At 57.9% G+C, this 21,169-nt stretch carries 18 protein-coding genes; 8 read left to right on the top strand and 10 right to left on the bottom strand.

What is annotated here, in order from left to right; translation table 11 throughout:
• Nucleotides 1-8: 8 nt before the first annotated feature.
• Nucleotides 9-1,046, bottom strand: coding sequence for an ABC transporter substrate-binding protein (locus tag HB676_RS03135; RefSeq protein WP_213736215.1), 1,038 nt, complete (start codon nt 1,044-1,046; stop codon nt 9-11).
• A gap of 116 nt (nt 1,047-1,162) precedes the next feature.
• Nucleotides 1,163-2,125 carry an IclR family transcriptional regulator gene (locus tag HB676_RS03130; protein ID WP_213736214.1) on the bottom strand — a complete coding sequence of 321 codons (963 nt, stop codon included), beginning with the start codon at nt 2,123-2,125 and terminating at the stop codon, nt 1,163-1,165.
• On the opposite strand from HB676_RS03130, the gene HB676_RS03125 reads away from it, so the two are divergent.
• On the top strand, nt 2,087-2,755 hold the full coding sequence (locus HB676_RS03125; protein WP_213736213.1) for a dienelactone hydrolase family protein: 669 nt from the start codon (nt 2,087-2,089) through the stop codon (nt 2,753-2,755). The two genes, HB676_RS03130 and HB676_RS03125, sit on opposite strands and share 39 nt — an antisense overlap.
• Before the next feature lie 516 nt (nt 2,756-3,271).
• Here the strand turns inward: HB676_RS03125 and HB676_RS03120 are convergent.
• From HB676_RS03120 to HB676_RS03110, 3 genes are all read right to left on the bottom strand, one after another.
• A complete protein-coding gene (locus tag HB676_RS03120; RefSeq protein WP_213736212.1) occupies nt 3,272-3,481 on the bottom strand; it encodes a glycosyltransferase family 9 protein in 210 nt (69 codons plus the stop codon).
• Nucleotides 3,482-3,545: 64 nt separating this feature from the next.
• Nucleotides 3,546-3,725 carry a hypothetical protein gene (locus tag HB676_RS03115; protein WP_213736211.1) on the bottom strand — a complete coding sequence of 60 codons (180 nt, stop codon included), beginning with the start codon at nt 3,723-3,725 and terminating at the stop codon, nt 3,546-3,548.
• Between the two features lie 6 nt (nt 3,726-3,731).
• Complete coding sequence (locus HB676_RS03110) at nt 3,732-4,118, bottom strand: hypothetical protein (protein WP_213736210.1); 387 nt, start codon at nt 4,116-4,118, stop codon at nt 3,732-3,734.
• Between the two features lie 65 nt (nt 4,119-4,183).
• On the opposite strand from HB676_RS03110, the gene HB676_RS03105 reads away from it, so the two are divergent.
• Nucleotides 4,184-4,558, top strand: coding sequence for a hypothetical protein (locus HB676_RS03105; protein WP_213736209.1), 375 nt, complete (start codon nt 4,184-4,186; stop codon nt 4,556-4,558).
• Nucleotides 4,559-4,890: 332 nt separating this feature from the next.
• Complete coding sequence (rpoH, locus tag HB676_RS03100) at nt 4,891-5,820, top strand: RNA polymerase sigma factor RpoH (protein WP_213736208.1); 930 nt, start codon at nt 4,891-4,893, stop codon at nt 5,818-5,820.
• 158 nt (nt 5,821-5,978) lie between these two features.
• Here rpoH and HB676_RS03095 read toward each other — a convergent pair whose 3' ends face one another.
• Complete coding sequence (locus HB676_RS03095) at nt 5,979-6,557, bottom strand: hypothetical protein (RefSeq protein ID WP_213736207.1); 579 nt, start codon at nt 6,555-6,557, stop codon at nt 5,979-5,981.
• A gap of 106 nt (nt 6,558-6,663) precedes the next feature.
• Between HB676_RS03095 and HB676_RS03090 the strand changes: the two genes are divergently transcribed.
• From HB676_RS03090 to HB676_RS03080, 3 genes are all read left to right on the top strand, one after another.
• Nucleotides 6,664-7,851, top strand: a complete 1,188-nt coding sequence (locus HB676_RS03090; protein ID WP_213736206.1) for an efflux RND transporter periplasmic adaptor subunit — start codon at nt 6,664-6,666, stop codon at nt 7,849-7,851.
• Nucleotides 7,848-10,970 (top strand): efflux RND transporter permease subunit, encoded by a 3,123-nt coding sequence (locus HB676_RS03085; RefSeq protein ID WP_213736205.1) that lies wholly within the window; start codon nt 7,848-7,850, stop codon nt 10,968-10,970. Before HB676_RS03090 ends, HB676_RS03085 begins: the two co-directional genes overlap by 4 nt.
• 400 nt (nt 10,971-11,370) lie before the next feature.
• Nucleotides 11,371-11,655 (top strand): hypothetical protein, encoded by a 285-nt coding sequence (locus HB676_RS03080; RefSeq protein WP_213736204.1) that lies wholly within the window; start codon nt 11,371-11,373, stop codon nt 11,653-11,655.
• A 424-nt stretch (nt 11,656-12,079) separates the two neighbouring features.
• Here HB676_RS03080 and HB676_RS03075 read toward each other — a convergent pair whose 3' ends face one another.
• The 4 genes from HB676_RS03075 to HB676_RS03060 form a co-directional block, all read right to left on the bottom strand.
• Nucleotides 12,080-12,670, bottom strand: a complete 591-nt coding sequence (locus HB676_RS03075; RefSeq protein ID WP_213736203.1) for a winged helix-turn-helix domain-containing protein — start codon at nt 12,668-12,670, stop codon at nt 12,080-12,082.
• 90 nt (nt 12,671-12,760) lie between these two features.
• The gene (locus tag HB676_RS03070) at nt 12,761-13,489 is read right to left on the bottom strand and encodes a HAMP domain-containing sensor histidine kinase (protein WP_213736202.1); all 729 of its coding nucleotides are present in this window, start codon (nt 13,487-13,489) and stop codon (nt 12,761-12,763) included.
• Nucleotides 13,490-13,834: 345 nt separating this feature from the next.
• Nucleotides 13,835-16,780: a winged helix-turn-helix domain-containing protein gene (locus tag HB676_RS03065; protein ID WP_218625620.1), complete on the bottom strand. Its 2,946-nt coding sequence runs from the start codon at nt 16,778-16,780 to the stop codon at nt 13,835-13,837.
• A 136-nt stretch (nt 16,781-16,916) separates the two neighbouring features.
• Complete coding sequence (locus HB676_RS03060) at nt 16,917-17,960, bottom strand: AraC family transcriptional regulator (protein WP_213736201.1); 1,044 nt, start codon at nt 17,958-17,960, stop codon at nt 16,917-16,919.
• Between the two features lie 396 nt (nt 17,961-18,356).
• Here HB676_RS03060 and HB676_RS03055 point away from each other — a divergent pair, with 396 nt between their 5' ends.
• Both HB676_RS03055 and HB676_RS03050 read left to right on the top strand, forming a co-directional pair.
• The gene (locus HB676_RS03055) at nt 18,357-20,189 is read left to right on the top strand and encodes a PAS domain-containing sensor histidine kinase (protein ID WP_213736200.1); all 1,833 of its coding nucleotides are present in this window, start codon (nt 18,357-18,359) and stop codon (nt 20,187-20,189) included.
• Nucleotides 20,186-20,827, top strand: a complete 642-nt coding sequence (locus HB676_RS03050; RefSeq protein WP_213736199.1) for a response regulator — start codon at nt 20,186-20,188, stop codon at nt 20,825-20,827. The genes HB676_RS03055 and HB676_RS03050 overlap by 4 nt, the downstream gene beginning before the upstream one ends.
• Nucleotides 20,828-21,169 lie beyond the last annotated feature (342 nt).

Raw genomic sequence — 21,169 nt, 5'->3', positions numbered from 1 at the left:
CAGGCGTATCAATGGGCACCGTTATCGAGCTGGGCATTCGCCGCCGTAACCACCGAAAGATCGACGGCCCGCTTGAGGATGTCAGGGTCCTTGACCCAGCCGTGCTGCACGAAAAAGGCGAGGTCGATGGCCAAACTGTTCATGTCGAGCTGGCCGCTGGGGTCGATCGCGTTGGGAGAGATTCGCCGGAGCAACGCCTTGTCCTTGACGATGGAGTAGCGAGAAAGGATGTCCACGACTTCCTCGCCCTGGTCGCCGAAGAAGTGGCCGTCCTTGAGGGCGCCGTTATAGAAGCGCGCCGCCCTCAGATAGGCGCGCATGAAGCGGGATGCGGCATCGGCATTCTTCAGGAAGTGCTCGGAAAACAGAACGACCGCCGTTTGCTGATTTGGATAGAAGCTCGCCACGCTGGCGAAGCGCACCGCCGTGCCCTGATCCAGAATGCGGGTGGTGGAAGGTTCCGCCGTCAGGCTCGCGTCGATCGCGCCGTTGGCATAGGCCGCGACATGCTGGCCCATGCCCAGAAAAACGATTTCGGCGTCGTCGATGGTGTGATCGCCTTTGCGCATCGCCTGATCGATCGTGGAAAGGTCGGTGATGCCGGGTCCCGCCACGGCAACCTTGAGCCCTTTGAAGTCGGCAAAGGATTTGACCTTGCCGCTGTCGACCAGCGCCTTGCGGACCATGATCGAGGAGTAGCTGTAGCCGGGGGAGTTTCGCGCCTTGTCAGCAACGATTTTGATTCCCAGTCCCCGCTCGATCGCATTGAACAGACCAACCGAGACGGCGCCGGCTCCGACATCCAACTGTCCCATGCCCATGGGTGCGATCATGTTGGCCGCGGAATCGAAGGTTGAAATCTCGACCTTCAACCCTTCGTCGACGAAATATCCCTTGGCTTCCGCGATGAAAAACGGTGCGTCGCTGATCGAGCCGACCACTCCCATGGAAACGCTCTGCTGCGCCTGCGCCATGCCAGCAGTGGCGGAGCAGGCGGCGAGTGCGGCCGCCACCAGGGCACCCACGCGCCGTTTCGATCGCCACATCAGCCGGTCCTCGATTCAGTCATGACGAAATTATCCACCGGCCTTGCTGCATCGCTTGATGCCGGAGGAAGCCTATCGGCGGGTTTTAAACTCGTCAAGAAAATTATAATGTAATTCTATATTGTGGGAATAAGACGACTGAGTGAGCGACCGGGCCGCACGTTCGGATTACTCTCTTCCTCGCCTGAATCGCTGAGCGCGCGCGTAATGGCGCGCGCGCAGAAGGTGGTCTTGTCCGCAATGACGGAGAGGCGCTCTTCCGAAAGATCGGTCCTGCGCAGGACGACGCTGAGGCTTCCGGCCACATTCTCGCGGCCATCGAAGATCGGCGCGGCGACGCCGGTTACGCCGGATGTCACCTGTCCGATGGTGACATCCCAGCCGCGTTGCCGGATCGTTTTCAGGCTTTGACGAACCGCTTCGATATCGCTTCCCAGTCCCGCGAGCCGAAACGCATCGGCGTGATCGTCAAATAGCTTGGCGACCATTTGGTTCGGCAAGTGCGCGAAGATCACCCGCGACGCCGAGCCCATCAGCAACGGCCTGGACTGCCCTTTGAGATATCCGCTGCGGAACCCGTCCGCGCCTTGCTCTTGATGAACGCACAAGACCTTCTGCCGGTAGTTCCGGCACAATGCCGCGACGCCGCCGAATTCCGCGACCAGCTCCTTCATCAAGGGGCGGCTGGCGGTGATCAATGGATCCTGCCGCTGGACGATGCTTTCCAGCTCGATGATCTTGGGGCCCAGCGTGTACCCCATTTCCGGCAGAGAGGTCAGAAACTCAGCGTCAACAAGCTCGCGCAAGTAGCGGTACAGCGTCGATCGGGGGAGGCTGAGCCGGGCCTCCATCTCCTCGATTGTCCAAGCGAACTTCTGGTCGCTGAACAGAGTCATAATTCCCAACATCTTGTTGAGACTGCTCATTCGCGATTCCCCCGTGTGCCATTGATCAGCTTCTTGCCTTAAATACCACAATACGATAATAGATGATAATAACAAGGCGTGTTTGATGCTGCGACGGGTGATGTGGGTGACAAAATGGGTGAGATGATTGTTCTTCAGGCGGCCGACGGGCATCGGCTCTCTGCCTATTGCGCGTCACCGACCGCGCCCTTGGTGGCGCCGCTGGTCGTGTTGCACGAGTTCTTCGGGCTCAACAGCCACATTCGGAACGTGGCCGACCGGTATGCGGCACTCGGCTATGATGTCATCGTTCCCGGCCTGTTCGACCGGATCGAGCCCGGCGTCAATTTCGACTATAGCCCAGAGGGTATCGAAGGCGGCCGGCGGATGCGAGCGCAGGTGCAGCCCGCGGACAGTCTGCTCGACACGCAGGCGGCCATCGATCATGTGAAGTCGCGCGGCAAGCTCGGAATCATTGGTTATTGCTGGGGAGGAACGCTCGCTTTCCTAAGTGCAACGCGTCTTGCGGCGGTTGCTTGCTCGGTCGGCTATTATGGAAGTCAAATTGTCGACTACCTGGGAGAGCCTCTTAAAGCTCCGTTGATGTTACACTTCGGCGACACCGATGCGAGCATTCCCTTGAGCGATGTCGAGCGTATCCGCTCAGCCTATCCGGACATTCCTGTGCACATCCATCCGGGGCGCCACGGTTTTAACTGTGATGAGCGAGCCAACTTCGTGCCTGAATCGTCGGCTGCGGCATTGAAGCTTTCACTTGCTTTTTTTGCCAAGCATCTGACGTAAACGGTCGCTGGTTGGACGCCTTCAAAAACCCCGCTCATTGGGCTGGCGATATGATTCTCTGGAGCTTCGGCTGATTGGGAGCGGCTGAGGGGAATGTTCGGTCATCGTCTGCTATGAATGTTGAAACAAACAGCTTTCTCGTAGCATTACCGATATCTGATCCTTACGCTTCGCAGCGGACGGGAAGTTCCGCACGGGCAATCAATACTGCCCGTAATAATCGGAAGGCCGCGCTTGACCAGTTGCTCCGCCAAAAGCCGCGCCACATGCCTTTCGACTTGTTGCCCGAACTTATAACCTTACGTGAAATCAATGGTCGGCATGCCTATTTAAATCCGCGGCCTGAAGACCTTGCCGCCACACTTGGACCGGGTATTGAACTCAAGCACCTTATTCTCCCACTAACGGATAATCCACTAACGCCGCAGCCGGCGATATGGCCGCAATGGTTAAGGGAGGAGAGGCACTTTTATAGCGGCAAACTTTTTCATATACTCAAGCGCTGACGTGACTTTGTTACATGTGCATCGCGGCAAGATGGGCGACGCTGGTGTCGACGGTAATGACCAGATCGAGGCAGCTGATCAGCGCCGCGGTCTCGTGGAAGTCGGTGAGATCGGCAGTGAGGTCGATGATGTCGGTCTGCGCGAGTAGTACCCGGCCATCGGGTTTCGGATCTTTCTGCAAGCTGATGAACGTCGCGTCAACGTCGAGAAAGCGGGACATCAGCCGGAGAAACGCCGATCAACCGGTTACGATCGTTCACATGGCCCGGATTGCCGGACCAGACCTACCTGCAGCTTGCTGTCATTGCCGAGGCATTCGGAAAGCCGGGTTGCAGATCGAGTGACCGGTCGTACCACAGCAGCGCCTCGTCATCTCTTCCGAGCCGGGAGAGAAAAAGACCGGCATAGTTGCAGATTTCGGCGTTCGCCGGATCGAGTGCGTGGGCGTTTTTGATCTCGGCCAAGCCCTCCTAGACCCTGTTGAGAATGAACAAGACCAACGCATGCATCAGCGGCTTGAGAGCGCTGCCGGCCGCGATCCTTTCGTGCAGGTTGAAGCAGGCCAAGGCTTCTTCGATCCGCCCCAGTTCACGCAGAAGAAGGCCGGACTTATACGCCTTGTCCCCGTCATCGGGATTGAACTTGAGCGCCTGCTGATAGCTCAGCGGCCGCTTCTTCCTCCCTCCGAAGCTGGCCTGGATGATACCAAGTATCCTCCATACGCTTGCGTCGTCCAGCTTCAGCTGCGCTGTCCTGGCTTGAGCGCGCCTTGTGTTCGTGCAGATTAACGCGAATTTAGTAGAAGCGATCAGCAGGCATTCCCATCTCCAGTCCATCGCGATGCTGGCGTTTAACATGCTGAGACACGCCAACGTCTGACAACGACCGGGCGGAAGGTCCGCCCGTCACAACGGAGAGTGTCATGAGAGGACGAGTAACGATGATTTTGGCAAGCGTCATGCTTGCCGGCAGCCTTCTTGCCACGGGTGCACAAGCCCGCGGCGGTGGCGGCGGAGGCGGAGGACACGGTGGTGGCGGCTTCGGCGGCGGTCACATGGGTGGCTTCAGTGAAGGTCACATCGGCGGCTTTGACGGCGGCCACGCCGAAGGTCTTCGCGGAGATCACGTCGATGGAGCTGGCGGCGATCACATGGCCCGCCTGGACCCCGATCATCTCGGCGCTGGACGACGTCGTTTCAGCGGCGGCTACAACGGTTACAGTTATGGCTACGGTCCCGGCTGCCCGTATGACCCATATTACACGTCATACAGCTTGCCATATGTCTGCGCTTACTGAGTAGCAGACCGATCTTGGGCCACCTGGAGAATTGGCGAATAACGTCAACTCTGCCAGGCGAGCCCAACCCACGAACGCGGTGGCTTCGACTCGACGTTATACGAGGCGCAGTTCGATCGGTCTCCTGCGCGCGCTCATTAGCGGTGAACCCGCAGCCAATCAACGGCGATCGGAAATCCGCCAAGCAGCATACGAGATACATGCGTTAATTCGAATTTACGGTCGTTAATTTCAATTTAATGGCAGCTCCGCGCGCTGCACCTATCATTTAATGATCCGATCGAATTTCGAACGATCAAAGTTATTCCATTTCCAACGATGGAGAGATTGATATGAGCATTGAGGGACAATCCGTGAGCCTCACAGCTCGAACAAAACCCGCGTTTGCCAACGACGGACCCGACAAAGGTTATCTCTGCGACATCCGGCGCTTTGCGTTGCTCGAGCGGGAACAGGAGTATGAGCTCGCCAAACGGTGGCGCGACCGCGGTGACCGTGATGCCGCGAACCAGCTTGTCACGAGCCACCTGCGTCTTGCCGCAAAAGTCGCCAGGGGTTATCGCGGTTACGGTCTACCGTTTTCGGAAATCATCTCCGAAGGCAATGTCGGGCTGATGCAGGCGTTGAACCGCTTTGAGCCCGAAAAAGGCTTTCGCTTCGCCACCTATGCGATGTGGTGGATCAAGGCCTCCATCCAGGACTATATTCTGCGTTCGTGGTCGCTTGTTAAAATCGGCACCACCGCGAACCAGAAAAAACTTTTTTTCAAGCTGCGCTCCACGAAAAGCAGGATCGACGCCCTCGAAAGCGGCGATCTGCATCCCGATCACGTCGCTTCGATCGCAAAAAGTCTCGATGTCACCGACCAGGATGTCATCGACATGAACCGACGCCTCGGCGGTGACAAATCGATCAATACCCCTATCAGTGATGATGGAAAAGCCGGCGAATGGCAGGACAATCTCGTCGATCAATCACCTTCGCCGGAAGCCATCATCGCCGACCATGACGAACAGGAATACCGACACAGGGCACTCATCGCCGCAATCGATGTCCTGAACGACCGCGAACGTCGCATCTTCGAGGCGCGGTTTCTCGCCGAAGAGCCGCTTACGCTCGACGAACTGGCGACGAGCTTCAATGTGTCGCGTGAGCGCGTCCGGCAAATCGAGGGGCGCGCGTTCGAGAAGGTACGAAAGGCGGCCAAGCAACCTCAGCGTAAAAGCGCCGACGGCGAGCCATGGGCCATCACCGAGGAGTAACTGATGTCCGATCAAATCACACCGAGCAAGATCGTCGCAAAGCCGATCGATGCGGGTACTCACCGCGGCGACGCGGCTTTCAAACGAAGAAGGCCGAAGCGAATCCCGCTGATTTTTGCGGCTCTTCCAATGCTCTTCGTCTGCAACGTCGCCACGGCTCAAGTTACGGGAATGGCCACGCCGACCCCCATCATCGGCGCGACATCGCCACTTGGCATGGGACCAGCTTCGGCCGTCGCCCGGACCGGCATTCCCCTCGGCTCCACCGAAATCGTATCCCCCGGTATCAGTCCGGCTCCCGCCAACGCAACCGGCACAATTGCAACGCCAAGCGGCACGACATGCTCGACCCTGGGAAGTGCGCCGTCCTCCATGTTCGGATCCACTGCAAGCTTCGATGGCGGTGGCATGTCTCTCGGAACCGCGCCGCCCGCCGCCCCCGCGGGTATCTCGATGTCGTCGGGAGTGCCGACGACATCAGGGATGCTGGAAACTTCGGGGATGTCAGGAATGTGCGGCTCCGGCTCGGGCAGCATTGCGTCGTCTTCGACGCCAATGTCGACACCGACATCAACGTTACCGGTTGTTTCAGGTGGCATCGCCAGAACCGGGATTCCGTTGGGATCGACCGAGATCGGCAATCTCGGCGTCAGCTCCGCCGCGGCGGTACCGATCACATCTGCCATTGCAGGCACCATGGCGCCGAGCCCGGTCATACCCACAGTACCGACCGTCACATCTCCACCAACTGTTACCTCTCCGACGACAAACTTCTTCCCGTGCCTGAACTCGATCAATCCGAGCAACTGCTGAACGGTTCAATTCTCCGAGCAAGAGCCAACCATGAAAAAGAAAATCGCGATTCCCGCTGCATTGCTGGCTGCCGTTCTCATAGCCGGCGGTCTCCTCTATTTCACGCATGCCATGCCCTTTGAGAAGGCGGCAGCTACCGGACAGGCTCTATCCCCGGCAGTGCCGATTGTCGCCGAAACGGTCGCCCAGCATGATGTGCCGATCTATCTCAGCGGCGTCGGCACGGTGATCGCGTATAACACCGACATCGTGCGCGCCCAGATCCAGGGGCAAATCATCAGCATCAATTTCACCGAAGGCCAGGCCGTGCATGCCGGCGACCTGCTCGCCCAGATCGATCCACGCCCCTATCAGGCACTGATCGATCAAGACACCGGAAACCTGGAACGCGATCAGGCCCAGCTCGTGAACGCCCAGGCCAATCTCACGCGTTACACCACATTGGGGCAGCAGGGGTGGGCCACTCCGCAATTGCTGGAAACCCAGAAGGCGCAAGTCGACCAGTTGCAGGCGGCGATCAAGTCGGATCAGGCCCTGATTGACGCCGCGCAGGTCGAACTCAGCTTCACGCGCCTGACGTCGCCGATCGATGGCGTGGCCGGGATCCGTCAGATCGATGTCGGTAATATCATCAGCCCTTCGAGCGCAAACGGGCTCGTCGTCGTCACGCAGACCGATCCGATTTCGCTGATCTTCACGCTGCCGGAGACGGTTCTGCCGCAAATCCAGCAGCGACAGCAGCAAAGCAATGCACCGCTCCCCGTCGTCGCCTACAACCAGGACGATACGATCAGGTTGGGTCAAGGCGTGCTGGGCCTTGTCAACAACGAGATTCTGCAGACAACGGGCTCGATCCAGCTTAAGGCGAATTTTGCCAACAAATCGCGTCGGCTGTGGCCTGGTCAACTCGTCAATGCACGGCTGCTCGTCGAGACCAGGCATAACGGCCTGACTGTTTCCGCGGCGGTCGTACAACAAGGTCCTGACGGACCTTATGCCTACGTCGTCAATCCCGACAATACCGTGGCCATACACCCGATCAAGGTAGCGCAGATCAGCGACGGTCAGGCGCTGATCGAATCCGGCCTCGAGGCCAACGAGCAAGTCGTGGTTGACGGGCAATACAAGCTGCAGCCGGGCACCCGTGTCACGATGGTGCACGGCAAGGCGGCAGCGGAAGTGGCCGCGCAGGACGCAATGCAGGCGCCAATTCCATGAACATTTCCGCACCGTTTATCGAACGGCCGATCGCGACGGCCCTGCTGATGGTGGCGTTGCTGGTGGGTGGTCTGGTCGCTTATCCATTTTTGCCGGTGGCGGCGTTGCCGAACGTCAACTATCCGACGCTTACCGTCACGGCCCAGTTGCCGGGGGCCGACCCGCAGACGATGGCCTCCACGGTGGCGTCACCGCTCGAACTGCAGTTCGGCCAGATCCCGGGCCTGACCCAGATGACATCCGCAAGTGCGCTCGGCTATACCCAGATCACCCTGCAATACGATTTGAATCGCCAAATTGACGGGGCGGTCAGCGACACGCTGTCGGCAATTAACGCCGCGACACCGTATCTGCCGGTGGGCCTGCCGTATCCGCCGACGATCCGCAAGGTCAACCCGGCCGACACGCCGATCCTGGTGCTCGGCATCACGTCCGACAGCTTGCCGCTGACCGTCGTCGACGCTTATGCGCAGAATATCCTGCTGCAAAAGATCTCGCAGATATCCGGAGTCGGCCTCGTGGGCATCGGCGGTCAACAGCAGCCGGCCGTCCGCGTACAGGTTGACCCGGAGGCGCTGGCTGCTCGCGGCATCAACCTCGAGGATGTCCGCACCGTACTCGGTCAGGCCAATGTCGACCTTGCGAAAGGCACGCTCAACAGCCCCCGCCAGACCTACACGCTCAATACCAACGACCAGCTTTTCCACCCCGACGAATACGCCGATCTCGTCGTCGCCTATCGCAACGGATCGCCGGTCCGCATTCGCGACATCGGTCGTGCCATTAGTGCAGGAGAGAACGATCTGATCCGTGGCTGGTACAACACCAAACCGGCCATCCTTCTGTCTGTCCAGCGCCAGCCAGGCGCCAATGTCGTCGAGACCGTGCAGCGGATCAAGGCGATGATGCCGATATTGCAGGCCTCGATCCCGGCCGCCGTCAAAGTCAATGTCATTTCCGACCGCACCCAGACCATCCGCGCATCGCTCCACGACGTGCAGTTCACGTTGCTGTTGACAGTCGCCCTCGTCGTCATGGTGATTTTCATATTCCTGCGCAATTTCTGGGCGACCATTATCCCGGCCGTCACCGTACCGCTGTCACTGATCGGTACTTTCGCGATCCTTTACGAATTGGGCTACAGCCTCGACAACCTCTCTCTGATGGCCTTGTCGATCGCGGTCGGATTCGTAGTCGACGATGCGGTGGTCGAGATCGAAAATATCGTGCGACACATGGAAGAAGGTCTCTCGCCATACGATGCGGCGATGAAGGGATCCGGCGAGATCGGCTTCACCGTCATGGCGATCACATTCTCGCTTATCGCCGTATTCATTCCTTTGTTCCTGATGGGTGGCTATGTCGGCTTGCTGTTGCGTGAGTTCGCGGTGACGGTAAGCGTGGCTCTCGTTCTTTCGTTGGTGATCTCGCGGACACTCACGCCGATGATGTGCGCCTACCTGCTGAAGCCGGAAAGCACGGAGCACGGATGGCTTTACCGGCTGTCCGAGCGCGGCTTCGACGGCCTGCTCAACATCTATGAGGCCGGCCTCAAGATCGCGCTGCGGCACAGTTTCATCACGCTCATGACAATGCTCGGCACCATCGCGCTCACAGGCTATCTCTATATCGTCATCCCAAAGGGCTTCTTTCCCCAGCAGGATACCGGATTGATACTCGGCCAATCAGAGGCGGCGGAGGATATCTCGTACCAGGCCATGGCCGAGCGCCAGCAAGCCCTGCTCGACGCCATCGCGCGAGATCCCGCCGTCGCGGCGACCGGTGCTGCGGTGGGTGCCGGCGGCGGTACTTATACGCTCAATGATGGCCGTGTCTTCATTCAGCTCAAGCCCGCAAACCAACGCGACCCGATCGAGAAAGTGATAGCGCGGCTGCGGACCAGCCTCGGAAAGATCCAGGGAATCACGCTCTATATGCAGGCTGCACAGGACATTACCGTCGGCGCACGTCTGAACAAGACCCAGTTCCAGTATACCATGAACGACGCCGACCCCGGTGAACTCGGCCATTGGACGGCGCTGTTCTACGACCGGATCAAGGCAATCCCCGGCATCGCCGACGTCACCACCGACCAGCTTAATGCCGGGCCGATGCTCGACATCACGATCAAGCGCGAAGTGGCTTCGAGTTACGGCATCTTGCCCAACACGATCGACAACACGCTCGACGACGCCTTCGGCCAACGTATCGTCTCGACCATGTATACCAACCTGCAGCAGTACCATGTCGTCCTCGAGGTCGATCCCAAATTCCAGTACGGACCTGAAGCGCTCAACGGCATCTATGTGAAGTCATCAAGCGGGCAGCAGGTGCCGCTGTCCACGTTGGTCGATTCAGTGGTGAAGGTCGCTCCACTCGTGGTCAACCATCAGGGCCAGTTTCCATCGGTGACGATCTCGTTCAATCTCGCGCCGGGCACCGCGATCGGCGCGGCTGTGAGCCGTATCCAGGCGGTTGAAAAAGAACTCCACCCGCCGCTCTCGCTGCAAACGAGCTTTCAGGGCAACGCCCAGGCGTTCGGCGCATCCCTCTCGAGCACGCCAATCCTCATTGCCGCCTCGCTCTTCGTCATCTACATCATCCTCGGCGTGCTCTACGAAAGCGTCATCCATCCGATCACCATCATCTCGACATTGCCGTCGGCCGGACTTGGCGCACTCCTGCTAATGATGGCGGCTCACTACGACCTCAGCGTAATCGCGATCGTCGGGATCATACTGCTCATCGGCATCGTCAAGAAGAACGGCATCATGCTGGTCGATTTCGCCATACAAGCCGAGCAGCAAGGACTGACAACCGAAGAAGCTATCTACCAGGCCTGCATCAAGCGCTTTCGGCCGATCCTGATGACCACGATGGCGGCGCTGCTTGGTGCCGTGCCGATGATGTTAGGCACGGGAAACGGCTCGGAGATCCGCCAACCGCTAGGCTATGCAATCGTCGGCGGCCTCGCCGTATCGCAGGTTCTCACCCTCTATACGACTCCGGTCGTCTACATCTACCTCGACCGGCTGCAGAGCTGGCTCTTCAGGAACAGGAAGCATGCGGCATCCGGTCATGCAGCGCCCAGCCGCGTTGCTCCCGCGCCTGCCGAATGAATGTCCCTTGACCGGTGACGCTCGATTGTCCCGGAGATGCTGCATCGATCCGAACGATGCATCGTCTCCTGAATTCGCTTGCCCGAGATTTCATGGTGGCATGATCCTGCGGGCATTCTGAACGTAAATTTAATTGGGTCACGATAGTCGCGGCCGACCTTGCTGCAAGTCTTGTCAACTGTGAAAGCCTTCAGCTTGCTGACCCGGAGTTCGCGCTCGACTCTTCAACTGAGCCCACTGTGATGCATGACTAGCGGATCCGCGAAGCGCTATACCGGGATTTAATGAAGTCCAATTTAATGGTGGTGGCGAATTTCGAACCTACATCAGATACATCGTCATCAGATACATCGTCGGCGATCAACCATCACGGTGATCGCGTATTCGTAGGAGCACCAACATGCAAAAGCTTTCCATTTTTTGTGTCGTCCTGTGCGTTGGCTTTTCGACCACCGCCGCGTTTGCCCGGGGCGGCGGCATGGGATCGCACCAGATGTCCGTAATGGGTGGTGCGTTTGGCAGCAGTGCCGCTGCGCCCGGCACCAACTCGTTGGGCACGGCGCTTTCGTCGTCTGGCATCGGCCGCGGCCCCGTGCCAGGGCCACTACTTGGAACCAGTCCCGAAATCGACCGCGAAGAAGCGACGGTCGACAAGATGATAGAAGGAATCTGCCGAGGCTGTTGATCAGAGGGCCGGCTTACGGACGTCAATCGCATAGAGGCAGCGGATTGGTGAGAGAGACATATGCACGATCAAAGAACAGTACCCATACTGGTAGCCGCCCTTCTGGCGGTCGTGGGCACGGCTGTTATCAGCTTCAACAGCTTCAGCTCGAATGACGATCCACAGGATCGCGCCAACGCGAGGATCGTCACGGCCGCAGCAGTATCGAGAGCCGGCGCAATCCAGATTCCCTCGGAGCCAACCAACGATTAGCGTTTTCTTTCACCACGGCGTTCGAAGGCGGACGTGGCGAATATAGTCCTTAGCCTTGGCGACGTCGTTGCCACGTAAGAGCCCGGATGAGATAGCGAAAGCTGTTAAGCAAAATCCTATGACCGTCGATCGCCGTAAGGTTGGTTCAATCTCCAGCCCGATCGAATATGTTTCACGGCCACGCCCGCAGAATAAAGCCAGCACCGCGAATGCTTTCGATCATCGGAGCTTCATTGGGCATGTCGACCTTGCGACGCAATCGGCTCATATGGACGTCCACCAGATTTGTTGTGGGAACAAATTTATAGTTCCAAACCTCCTTGAAGAGCATCGCACGAGTCAGCAACTCGTTGCTTCGCTGCATCATGAAGTCGAGAAGCCGATACTCCCGCGGCAGCAATTCGATTGTACGTTCGCCACGTCTCGCCGTGCGATCGAGGAGATCAAGCTCCAGTGAGCCTACGCGCCGCAGCGTTACGCGCGGCAGATCTGGCCCCAGCGGAGGGGCCTCAATTCTTGCGGCGCGATCGAGGCTGGTGACCGACTCGACTATGATGAATAGTGCATTGACGAGGATATCCTCGTTCTCTTGAAATTTTTCCCAAAGCCGCTCCTTCATCGCCCGCGTAAGGGGCTGGACGAATGTATCTTGAGTGATACCCGATCTCGAGGACGAGCCCTCCCCACGCGCCGTGGCTCGTTTCTCCTGCCGGTCTCCGCTTGCCGATCTCTCTCGTTGCAAACGTTCGAGATTGATATTCATCTTTCGGCGGATGGATGGGAGTGCCACTGGATCGACCTCTAAGTTGGATGTTCGCCTGCGGGAAAGGCGCTCATCGAAGGCGTCGCCGCGCTAGTCGGCTCGTGCTGCTGATATGGAAAAGCGCGAACCGCGGGAGACGACCGAGCTGACGTCGATGCCGTGTCCGAGCACGTCGGCGGTCCGCCGCACGATGAATAAACCAACGCCAATACCGCTACAGCGTGCGTAGTCGAGACGATGGAACGCTTCAAAAATTCCAGGCAATTGATCCTGCGTGATGCCTATCCCGGTATCGTAAACATCGATACGTACATATTCGCTCGAACGGCGGCACCCGATAAGAACCCGGCCTTTGGGCTCGGTATATTTGACGGCGTTGCTGACCAGATTTCGAAGGATTCCGGTGAGGAGCACGGCGTTGCTCATCACCGACACCGTCGTCGGACATACGCTGATTTCCACGCCTTTCTGCGACGCAAATTCCTTGTTTTCACGACAAGCCTGCCAAAATAGCGGCTCAAGAGCGACGGCCGAAATCTTTACGCCCCCGCAGTGATCGTGGAGACGCAGAGCACCCAGTAGTTGATCGAGTTGCCTGGTCAGGCGATCGGTCGCGTGCCGACCCATTCGCAACAGACGCTGTTCGGATTTTGTTCGAATGCCGACGCCAAGGAGATCGCCAACGTTTTGTATTACCTGCAACGGCTGTCGAAGATCATGTGCAATCATACCGAGGAGAACGGCCTGGAAGTCAGCGGCCCGTTGCAGGCCTGCCCTTCCCGTCATCCCCGTATTTACTGGCTGCTCTATTAAGCTCATGGGATTGATCTCTGAGTTAAATGGATAATCTACGACGTAAACTTTACTTCGCTGCTGAATTTCCGGATGTGAGCTATTCCCACGAAAAGCCTTCGGGCGCGACTTAAGAAGTGTGAATCTTTGTGCGTCGGATGTCCGGATCGATCCGGGACGCTTGGCTGTTGTTGCTGAAAGCAACATATGAGCCCGACCTTGCAGGCTCGTGGCCACTGCCGATCCAAATCGGTGTGGAATTCGTCACTCAAAGAAGAGGAAGGATCGATTGTTTGCCCGCTTCTGCCGACAACATCGATTGAATGGCCGCGACTTTCAGGCGCGCGCCCTTGATTCAAATACCAACGCTTATTAGCCGACGATCGTCTGACTCATGTCTTCAAGCGTCTGCTTTGCGGCCCTGAGATCGACCGTATGAAATCCTTCATTGAAACAGGCATAGGTTTCAGCCAATAACTTTCGCGCTTCTTCGCAGCGGCCTCGACTAAACCTCAGTCGGGCAAGGTCGGTCGACGCACGGAGGCGCCAGGATAGCGCCGATTGCCGTCCAGCCAATTCGATCGAACGCAGGAAGCAGGCTTCGGCTCCCCGCTCATCCGCAGTTTGCTCGAGGAGCTTTCCCCGGGCGCGCAACAGCTCCGGCATCAGAAAATTCCCATCGCGGCTTACACGAGCGATTGTTTGGTCGATGGTCGCAAGTGCCTGGTCTATGCGACCCGTCATTGCAAAGCCGTCCGCCAAAGCGGCGTTAAACTCCGTCGCATACAACGTATATTGATCCGCGTGCAGCGTTTGCATGGAGCCCCGCAGCAGATCCATACCGGCCTCGATTTCTCCACGTTTGATCAACATTTCGCCCGCAAGGCCGAAACCGACGGCCCGATACGCCGTCAGAGAATGCCGTTCGGCGTGCGGAATCAGACGTTCAACGCATTCCTCGCCACTCGCCCAATCGCCAGTCCAGCGAAAAACAGAAAAGCCCCAAATGAGCACGATGCAGAGTGTCACGGGTTCAAAGGTCGCGGGTTCGCTAACCACTTGTCTTGCGATTCGAACCGCCTGGTCTGGATAACCCTGAAGCCAAAGCGTCCGGGCCAGAGCGATCCGCGCACGCTCGCGATAAAAGCCGAAATCGCTGGCTTTGGTACGATTGGAAAAAGGCAGCCGCACCAGCGCCATTTCCAGGTGAGCTCTGGAGTCGGTCTGGTTGCCGACGAGATGACGTGAGACGCCGACCAGCGAATTTGCGGCGGCTATTCCAACCGGATCGGCCATTTGCTTCGCTATGGCCATGGCCCGCATTGCAAACTTGAGCATAAGCCTGAGATTGCCTGCTCTTCGATGATACAGGTGCAACCGGCCAATGAGCCGAAATTGGTTGATGCGGTCGGGAAATTTCTCTGCGAGCTCCAAACCTCTCGAAAGCGCAGCATGAGCCTGCTTGTTGTTACCGATCGTGAACATCAGCGACAGGCCGAGCGCCTCCTGGAGTTTCATTTCATCCTGTGTTCCGAGCGCAGCATCATTTAGCATCGAGAGCGCTCGCTCGGTCCAGCGGCGACATTCATTCAAAAGCGACAGTTCGAGGAATAGGCGAGTTGCTACAGCAGCAAGAGCGATGCCGAGCGCCACATCCCCCCGATCGAAGCTCCATTGCAGTGCGGCACGCACATTGCCAAGATGCTCCATATAAATGGAGCGTCTATTGTCATCGCCGTCGGCACGTTCGAGAAATGCTCGACAATAAACGGCATGCCTCCGTGCGACCGCATCTTCCTCGCCGCAATCGACCAACTTCGCGAAGGCGTAATTTCGCGTCGCGTCGAGCAACCGATACCGCATCGTCGGTCCGCAAGCGTCGACGGATATGAGCGACTTGGCAGCCAGCCGCCCTACTGCGTCTGCGATCTGCGTCGCGTCAAGGTCGTCGGCCGCCACCGCCTGCGCCGCTTCGAGTTTGAAGAAGCCGACAAAAATCGAAAGGCGTCGGAGCACTGTACGCTCGACATCCGTCAGGAGATCGTGACTCCAGTCGACCATCGTGGCTAATGTTCGATGGCGCGACAGCGCCGTACGCTGTCCATGCCAGAACAGGCTGAGCCGGTTATCGAGGAGACCCGCAGTTTCAAGGAGCCCGTAAGTGTCCACCCGTCCTGCGGCAAGTTCAATCGCTAGCGCTACGCCATCCAGCTTGCGGCAGATTTCCGCAACGATCGCGGCATCCTCGTCGGTGAGCCTGAACTGAAAGCCTCCCGCTGCCGCCCGCTCGGCAAATAAATGCGCTGCCGGGAAGGCAAGAATCTGCGCCGCCGTCAGTTCGATGCCTTCAGGCGGGCACTCCAGCGCCGAGAGCCGATATATATGCTCGCCTTCCACCTTCAGCACTTCTCGACTCGTCGCCAGAATGGCCACACGTGGGGCTTGTTGGAAAATACGCGCGGCCAGCGTAGCCGCGATATCGATAACGTGTTCGCAGTTATCGAGGATCAACAGCATCCGCCGATTTCTCAGGAAGTGGATGAGGTCTGGAGTCGGATCACTGGATTGAACGGGAAGTCCAAGCGCGGAAGCCACCGCGCTAGGCACGAGACTGGGATTCTTTAGGGTCCCGAGATCAACGAAGCATACGGCTCCCTCAAAGGCAGCAAGCTGGGCGTGGCCGACCCACACCGCGACCGTGGTCTTGCCGATGCCGCCGGGTCCGTGGATGGTCACAAAGCGCTGCGCCTCAAGCCGCTCCGAAATCGTACGCACGGTCGCGTCACGTCCGACCATCCTGCTCAAGCGAAGTGGAAGTGTCTGCGGCTGTTCGGAGCCCGCGGCTTCTCTAATTGAGGGAAATTTCGACTTAACCGCCTGCGTGATTGGCGCCACGAAGCAATAACCGCGGCCAGTGACATTGGTCACGTAACGGGCCCCGGCCTTTCCATCTCCGAGCGCCTTGCGGAGGCTGACGATATGAACGCGCAGGCTGTTTTCATCCACTGTAAGGTCAGGCCACACCCGAGAGATCAAGTCCCTCTTGCTCACCACCTCACCTGCACGTTCTGCCAGAAGAATCAGGATGTCGAGCGCGCGGCTGCCCAAAGGAACGGGAACGCCTGCCTTCTCGAGAAGGCGTTCCGTCACCAACAAACGGAACGGACCAAATGCGATACCTGTCCCAATATCCAAGTCATCACGGTCCTTGAAGTGCTTACTTAACGAGGACAATTTGCCGCAATCGGGTGACCGCGGGAGCGAGATGGACGGGGAAGAACGAAACGACGTCTTCGACAGGCCAACTAACGTTGTCATGCTTCGCTCCGGTCTCGCTTGAAAACGGCATTCCTGAGGACCGCTGGGCATCTCAAGCGGTACCTGAAACATGCGCCGGTCGAACCGACAAGGACGTATCCGCTCAACGCATTCCGGGCGATGGGGACAGATTCGACTAAGCGCTCCGCCTAAGTGCGGCCTCCCGGGCCCTGTCAAATATCTCCGGGGTCAGGACGCCCATCTGAGGGCGCAGACCTTCCGCGCGCAATGCGTCAGGTGTCTTTCCCGTCGCGCCCTTGAGAAATCGTCTGAAACTGCGCGCATCTGAATAGCCCAATTGGGCGGCGATCGATTCGACGCTTCGTGAGCAACTGGTCAGGAGCTGAGTGCTTGCCTCAACAAGAAGCCTTTCTCGCACCAGCCGGAACCCTCCATGCGTCGATGTCATCTGCCGGCGGACGGTTGAGAGGCTGACGCCGGCCTCCCGCGCAAGTGCGTCCAGGCGCAGGTCCCCGAGCGTAACCCAGCGTTCTTCGCTCAGGGTCGATTTCGCTTCACTTAGCATCAGCCACGGGCGGACCATATCCCAATAGACCTCGTCCGTTCCGGCCGTGACACGCTGCGCCGACAGGATCGATTTTGTGAATCGCAGGGCCGCCAGTCGTTCGTAACGTACGGCTGCGAATGTTGCCCAGTGTAATCCGTCGAGATTTGCATGGCAGCGATCTCGCGTTTGGAACATGCGCACGGGCAGCGGACGGCCAAGGAACAAGCTCAGGCATCCGTACAGGAAGGTCAGATGCAGTTCCTCGACAATCGTCGCATTCGGGCCGCTGTCGTCGTCGTCGCTGTATGCGGCCAAAATTGCCTCATCACCATCGAACGTCAGACTGAACCTAACCGGAGCGAATTTGTAGAACCGTATAATGGACGTGATTGCCCGCTCAACGGTTGCGCAGCCCAGCATGACGCGAAGCGCGAGCGTGCTAAATCCCAGTGGCATTCCTTTCCTGGTCAGCCCCAGGCCTTCGTCCTCGACCACGAGCCCTGCATTCAGCCACAACAGGCCGAACTGAGCGAACGAAATCTGGTCACGGTCATCGCCGAACCGCCGGTCAATAAGGCATTCCTGGAACAGGACGTCAGGCGGCACGCCATGCGCGACGACCCCCGCGCAATGCCGGGAGACCCATGACAGCGGTATGCCTTGAGCGAGCACCTTCGCGAACCTCCAATGACTGATCCAAATAGCCAGCTACGGTCGAACTCTGAAACAGAAGCAATGGTTCGACAGTTTCTTCTCAGCAAAGACGCGGGACGAAAGCCGCCAAGGCGCCAAAAAAGACCCCGGCAGCAATAGTCTGGTGGTTCACGCCACCACCACTTTCGCACCCTGGGTGCCTCCGACGCCAACGCCTGACAACAGACTTGCGTCCGCTCAGACTACACGGCACGGACGAGCCTAGCTCTCGACCAAACCATCGTCTATTATATCTTTCCATTAGACGTGAGCGTGATCCGAACCGCTCTCCGGCGGGGCCACGCCGCGCAGCACTAAAATATGCTTCCCAAGAATTGCTGCCCCGACACAGCAGAGCGGCCGAGGCCTTGTGCGATGGAAGTATCATCTTCGATAGGGCGATACGGCTGGATAATTGCAACCTCATGCGGCGGCCTGGTATTGGCTTGGCTATCCGGCGAGCCATCTCCCTTACTCGCCGCTATCGCGGCGATATGCGTTTACGCCGACAGATGGCCGACACCGCTCGCCATCGGATTCGTTGCTTGCATCCTTGGCATTTTCTTTCTCCTCCCCGGATCGGAAATCCAGGCAGAACTCAAGACCTATATTAGATTTTCCACCTTCCTTGCATCGGCGCTCGCTATCAGCCTGCTCATCCGCAACTTTCAGAACATAACTTCATCGCATCGCGTCGAGAGCGACACGCGCCTAATCGTGGAGAGCATGCCTGGACTGGGATGGTCCACCGACCCCGAAGGCAACTTCAAATATGTCAATCGGAGCGTTATGGATTATGTCGGCATCCCCCCCGAAGCTATGAGTCGCATCGAAGGCTCGGATGATTTCGGATGGAGGCAGTTGGTCCATCCCGATGACGTCGATCATGCCGTGGAGCTCTGGTTGCATTGTCTTAAAACCGGCGCGCCTTACGAGACTGAACATCGGGTTCGTCGATTCGACGGCATCTATCGCTGGTTTCGTAACACGGGCCGGTCATCGCGCGATCAAGACGGCCGGATAACCGGCTGGTACGGCACAACGATCGACATTGACGATCAGCGAAAGGCGGAAGAAGCGCTCCGCAAGAGCGAGCAGCAGCTTCGTCTTCTTGTTGACACCATGCCGGCATTGGTCTGGTGCGCCACGCCGGACGGAGAACCGTCCTACCTGAACAAGCGCCTGATAGATTACATCGGTTTGACCCTGGAGAGTTTCGACAATCCGGAAAAAAAGAGCCGCCAGTCGGTAGCGATACGATCTGTTGTTCATCCGGCTGACATTCCGATGATGGCGCGCATATGGTCTAGCGCCGTCGTGACCGGAGAGGCGTTCACCTGCCGGTACCGGCTTCGCCGAGCCGACGGCGTGTTTCGCTGGGTCGATGGACGTGGCGAGGCGCTGCGTGACGAGAAGGGAGGAATCCTCCAGTGGTATTGCGTAACTGTGGATATCGACGACGCGACGCGTATCCAAGACACGCTTCGATCCACGCTGGACAGGCTCGCGCGCGCTTCACAGGCTGCAAGCCTGGCAGAAATGTCGGCTTCGATCGCCCATGAGGTCAGCCAGCCCTTGGCAGCGGTAGTCACCAATAGTTATGCATGCCAGCAATGGCTTTCAGCGAAGCCGCCCAACCTCCCCCGCGCGCTAATCGTCATGGAGCGTATCGTTCGCGACGCGAGCTCGGCTGCGCAGGTTGTGAACCGCACCCGCGCATTGTTCAAGCAAGACGCCATAATCAAGACCGGACTAAACCTCACCGAAGTCATTTCCGAAGTACTTCAACTGATGCACGACGAGGCCATCGCAAAGGGCGTGAGTTTTCAGACCAATTTGGAAGATAACCTGCCTCGGATCGTGGCTGACCGCACGCAATTGCAGCAAGTTCTTGTCAACCTGCTTCGTAACGGCATTGATGCGATCGATACAGAGCACGAAGCAACGCAGCCGCTATTAGTCCGATCGCGACTCGATGGACCTCACATGGTGCTGGTCGAGATACAGGATCATGGCATAGGCGTCGAAGATATCGAGAAAATCTTCGAGCCTTTCTTCACGACAAAGAACAAGGGCATGGGTATGGGGCTCGCCATCTGCCGCTCTATCGTTGAGAAGCACGGTGGCCGGCTGTGGGCCACTGCAAACGATTCCGGAGGAACAACATTTTCTTTCACTATCCCCGCGTACGCGGACGACTCCCAATGATCGAAGACGACCATACCATTTTCATAGTGGATGATGACGATCGTATGCGCGAGGCTCTATGCGAGCTTATGGCGTCACGAAGTCTACGTGCCGTCTCATTCGGCGCGGTCTCTGAATATATGAACTTTTCCAAGCTCGATTTGCCTTCGTGCCTGTTACTGGATGTTGAGCTTCCGGACATCAACGGCCTGGATTTTCAGGAACAAATCGCCGGTGAACAGCACCCACCGATCATCTTCATTACCGCACACGGGGACATTCCAGCTTCGGTGCGAGCCATTAGGAACGGAGCCATCGACTTTCTGACCAAGCCGTTCATTGAGTCGGAATTGTTAGAAGCGATCCGTATAGCGATCGCCCAGGATCGCATATCTCGCTTGGCGAGAGTCGAACTGACCAAGCTGCAGCACTGCCTTTCAAGCCTCACCCCCCGCGAGCGCGAAGTGCTGCCTTTGGTGGTCAGCGGCCTGCTCAACAAGCAGGCCGCCGCGGAGCTTGGTATAAGTGAGGTCACTCTCCAGATTCATCGCAGCAAAATCATGCACAAGATGGAGGCCGGATCCCTTGCAGATTTGGTGAGATTCGCTGAAAAGCTCCAAATACCCTCAGCTTGGGACCGACGGTCAGACACCTCCTGAGATGTAATCCTTCTTGTTTCCCACCGATACACATATCTTAAATTGCGCTACAAACATGTTCAGGTAAAAGGCATTAATCCATCCGATCCTCGCGTGTTCGCCGAACGCTCTTCGTGCAGAAGTCCCAATTCTGCTGAACGGGCCGCTAGCAGTGTTTCGGCTACGACGAGTTATTCAATTGATGGGATGTCGCTCGGCGGTAAAGTTGAGTATGGCACCAGCGCATACGCAGCGTACGCTTGTTCTGCGAGCGAGCAATTTCAACGCTTCACTATCTGCAGGAAAAAAGTAGACGAGCACGAGTCTCGCGGACCATTCGTCTCAAACTACACGATGCTGCAC

Source organism: Bradyrhizobium sp. dw_411, from assembly GCF_018449695.1.
Classification (GTDB): Bacteria; Pseudomonadota; Alphaproteobacteria; order Rhizobiales; family Xanthobacteraceae; genus Bradyrhizobium.
This window is presented reverse-complemented; position numbering and strand designations above follow the sequence as displayed.

Excerpts from the sequence above, each read along its gene's own strand:
- HB676_RS03055 (WP_213736200.1), top strand. The coding sequence starts at position 18,357 with ATGGAAGTATCATCTTCGATAGGGCGATACGGCTGGATAATTGCAACC.
- HB676_RS03085 (WP_213736205.1), top strand. The coding sequence starts at position 7,848 with ATGAACATTTCCGCACCGTTTATCGAACGGCCGATCGCGACGGCCCTG.
- HB676_RS03065 (WP_218625620.1), bottom strand. The coding sequence starts at position 16,780 with ATGACAACGTTAGTTGGCCTGTCGAAGACGTCGTTTCGTTCTTCCCCG.
- HB676_RS03090 (WP_213736206.1), top strand. The coding sequence starts at position 6,664 with ATGAAAAAGAAAATCGCGATTCCCGCTGCATTGCTGGCTGCCGTTCTC.
- HB676_RS03135 (WP_213736215.1), bottom strand. The coding sequence starts at position 1,046 with ATGTGGCGATCGAAACGGCGCGTGGGTGCCCTGGTGGCGGCCGCACTC.
- HB676_RS03125 (WP_213736213.1), top strand. The coding sequence starts at position 2,087 with ATGGGTGAGATGATTGTTCTTCAGGCGGCCGACGGGCATCGGCTCTCT.
- HB676_RS03110 (WP_213736210.1), bottom strand. The coding sequence starts at position 4,118 with ATGTTAAACGCCAGCATCGCGATGGACTGGAGATGGGAATGCCTGCTG.
- HB676_RS03080 (WP_213736204.1), top strand. The coding sequence starts at position 11,371 with ATGCAAAAGCTTTCCATTTTTTGTGTCGTCCTGTGCGTTGGCTTTTCG.
- HB676_RS03130 (WP_213736214.1), bottom strand. The coding sequence starts at position 2,125 with ATGCCCGTCGGCCGCCTGAAGAACAATCATCTCACCCATTTTGTCACC.
- HB676_RS03050 (WP_213736199.1), top strand. The coding sequence starts at position 20,186 with ATGATCGAAGACGACCATACCATTTTCATAGTGGATGATGACGATCGT.
- rpoH (WP_213736208.1), top strand. The coding sequence starts at position 4,891 with ATGAGCATTGAGGGACAATCCGTGAGCCTCACAGCTCGAACAAAACCC.
- HB676_RS03105 (WP_213736209.1), top strand. The coding sequence starts at position 4,184 with ATGAGAGGACGAGTAACGATGATTTTGGCAAGCGTCATGCTTGCCGGC.
- HB676_RS03070 (WP_213736202.1), bottom strand. The coding sequence starts at position 13,489 with ATGAGCTTAATAGAGCAGCCAGTAAATACGGGGATGACGGGAAGGGCA.
- HB676_RS03120 (WP_213736212.1), bottom strand. The coding sequence starts at position 3,481 with ATGTCCCGCTTTCTCGACGTTGACGCGACGTTCATCAGCTTGCAGAAA.
- HB676_RS03075 (WP_213736203.1), bottom strand. The coding sequence starts at position 12,670 with ATGAATATCAATCTCGAACGTTTGCAACGAGAGAGATCGGCAAGCGGA.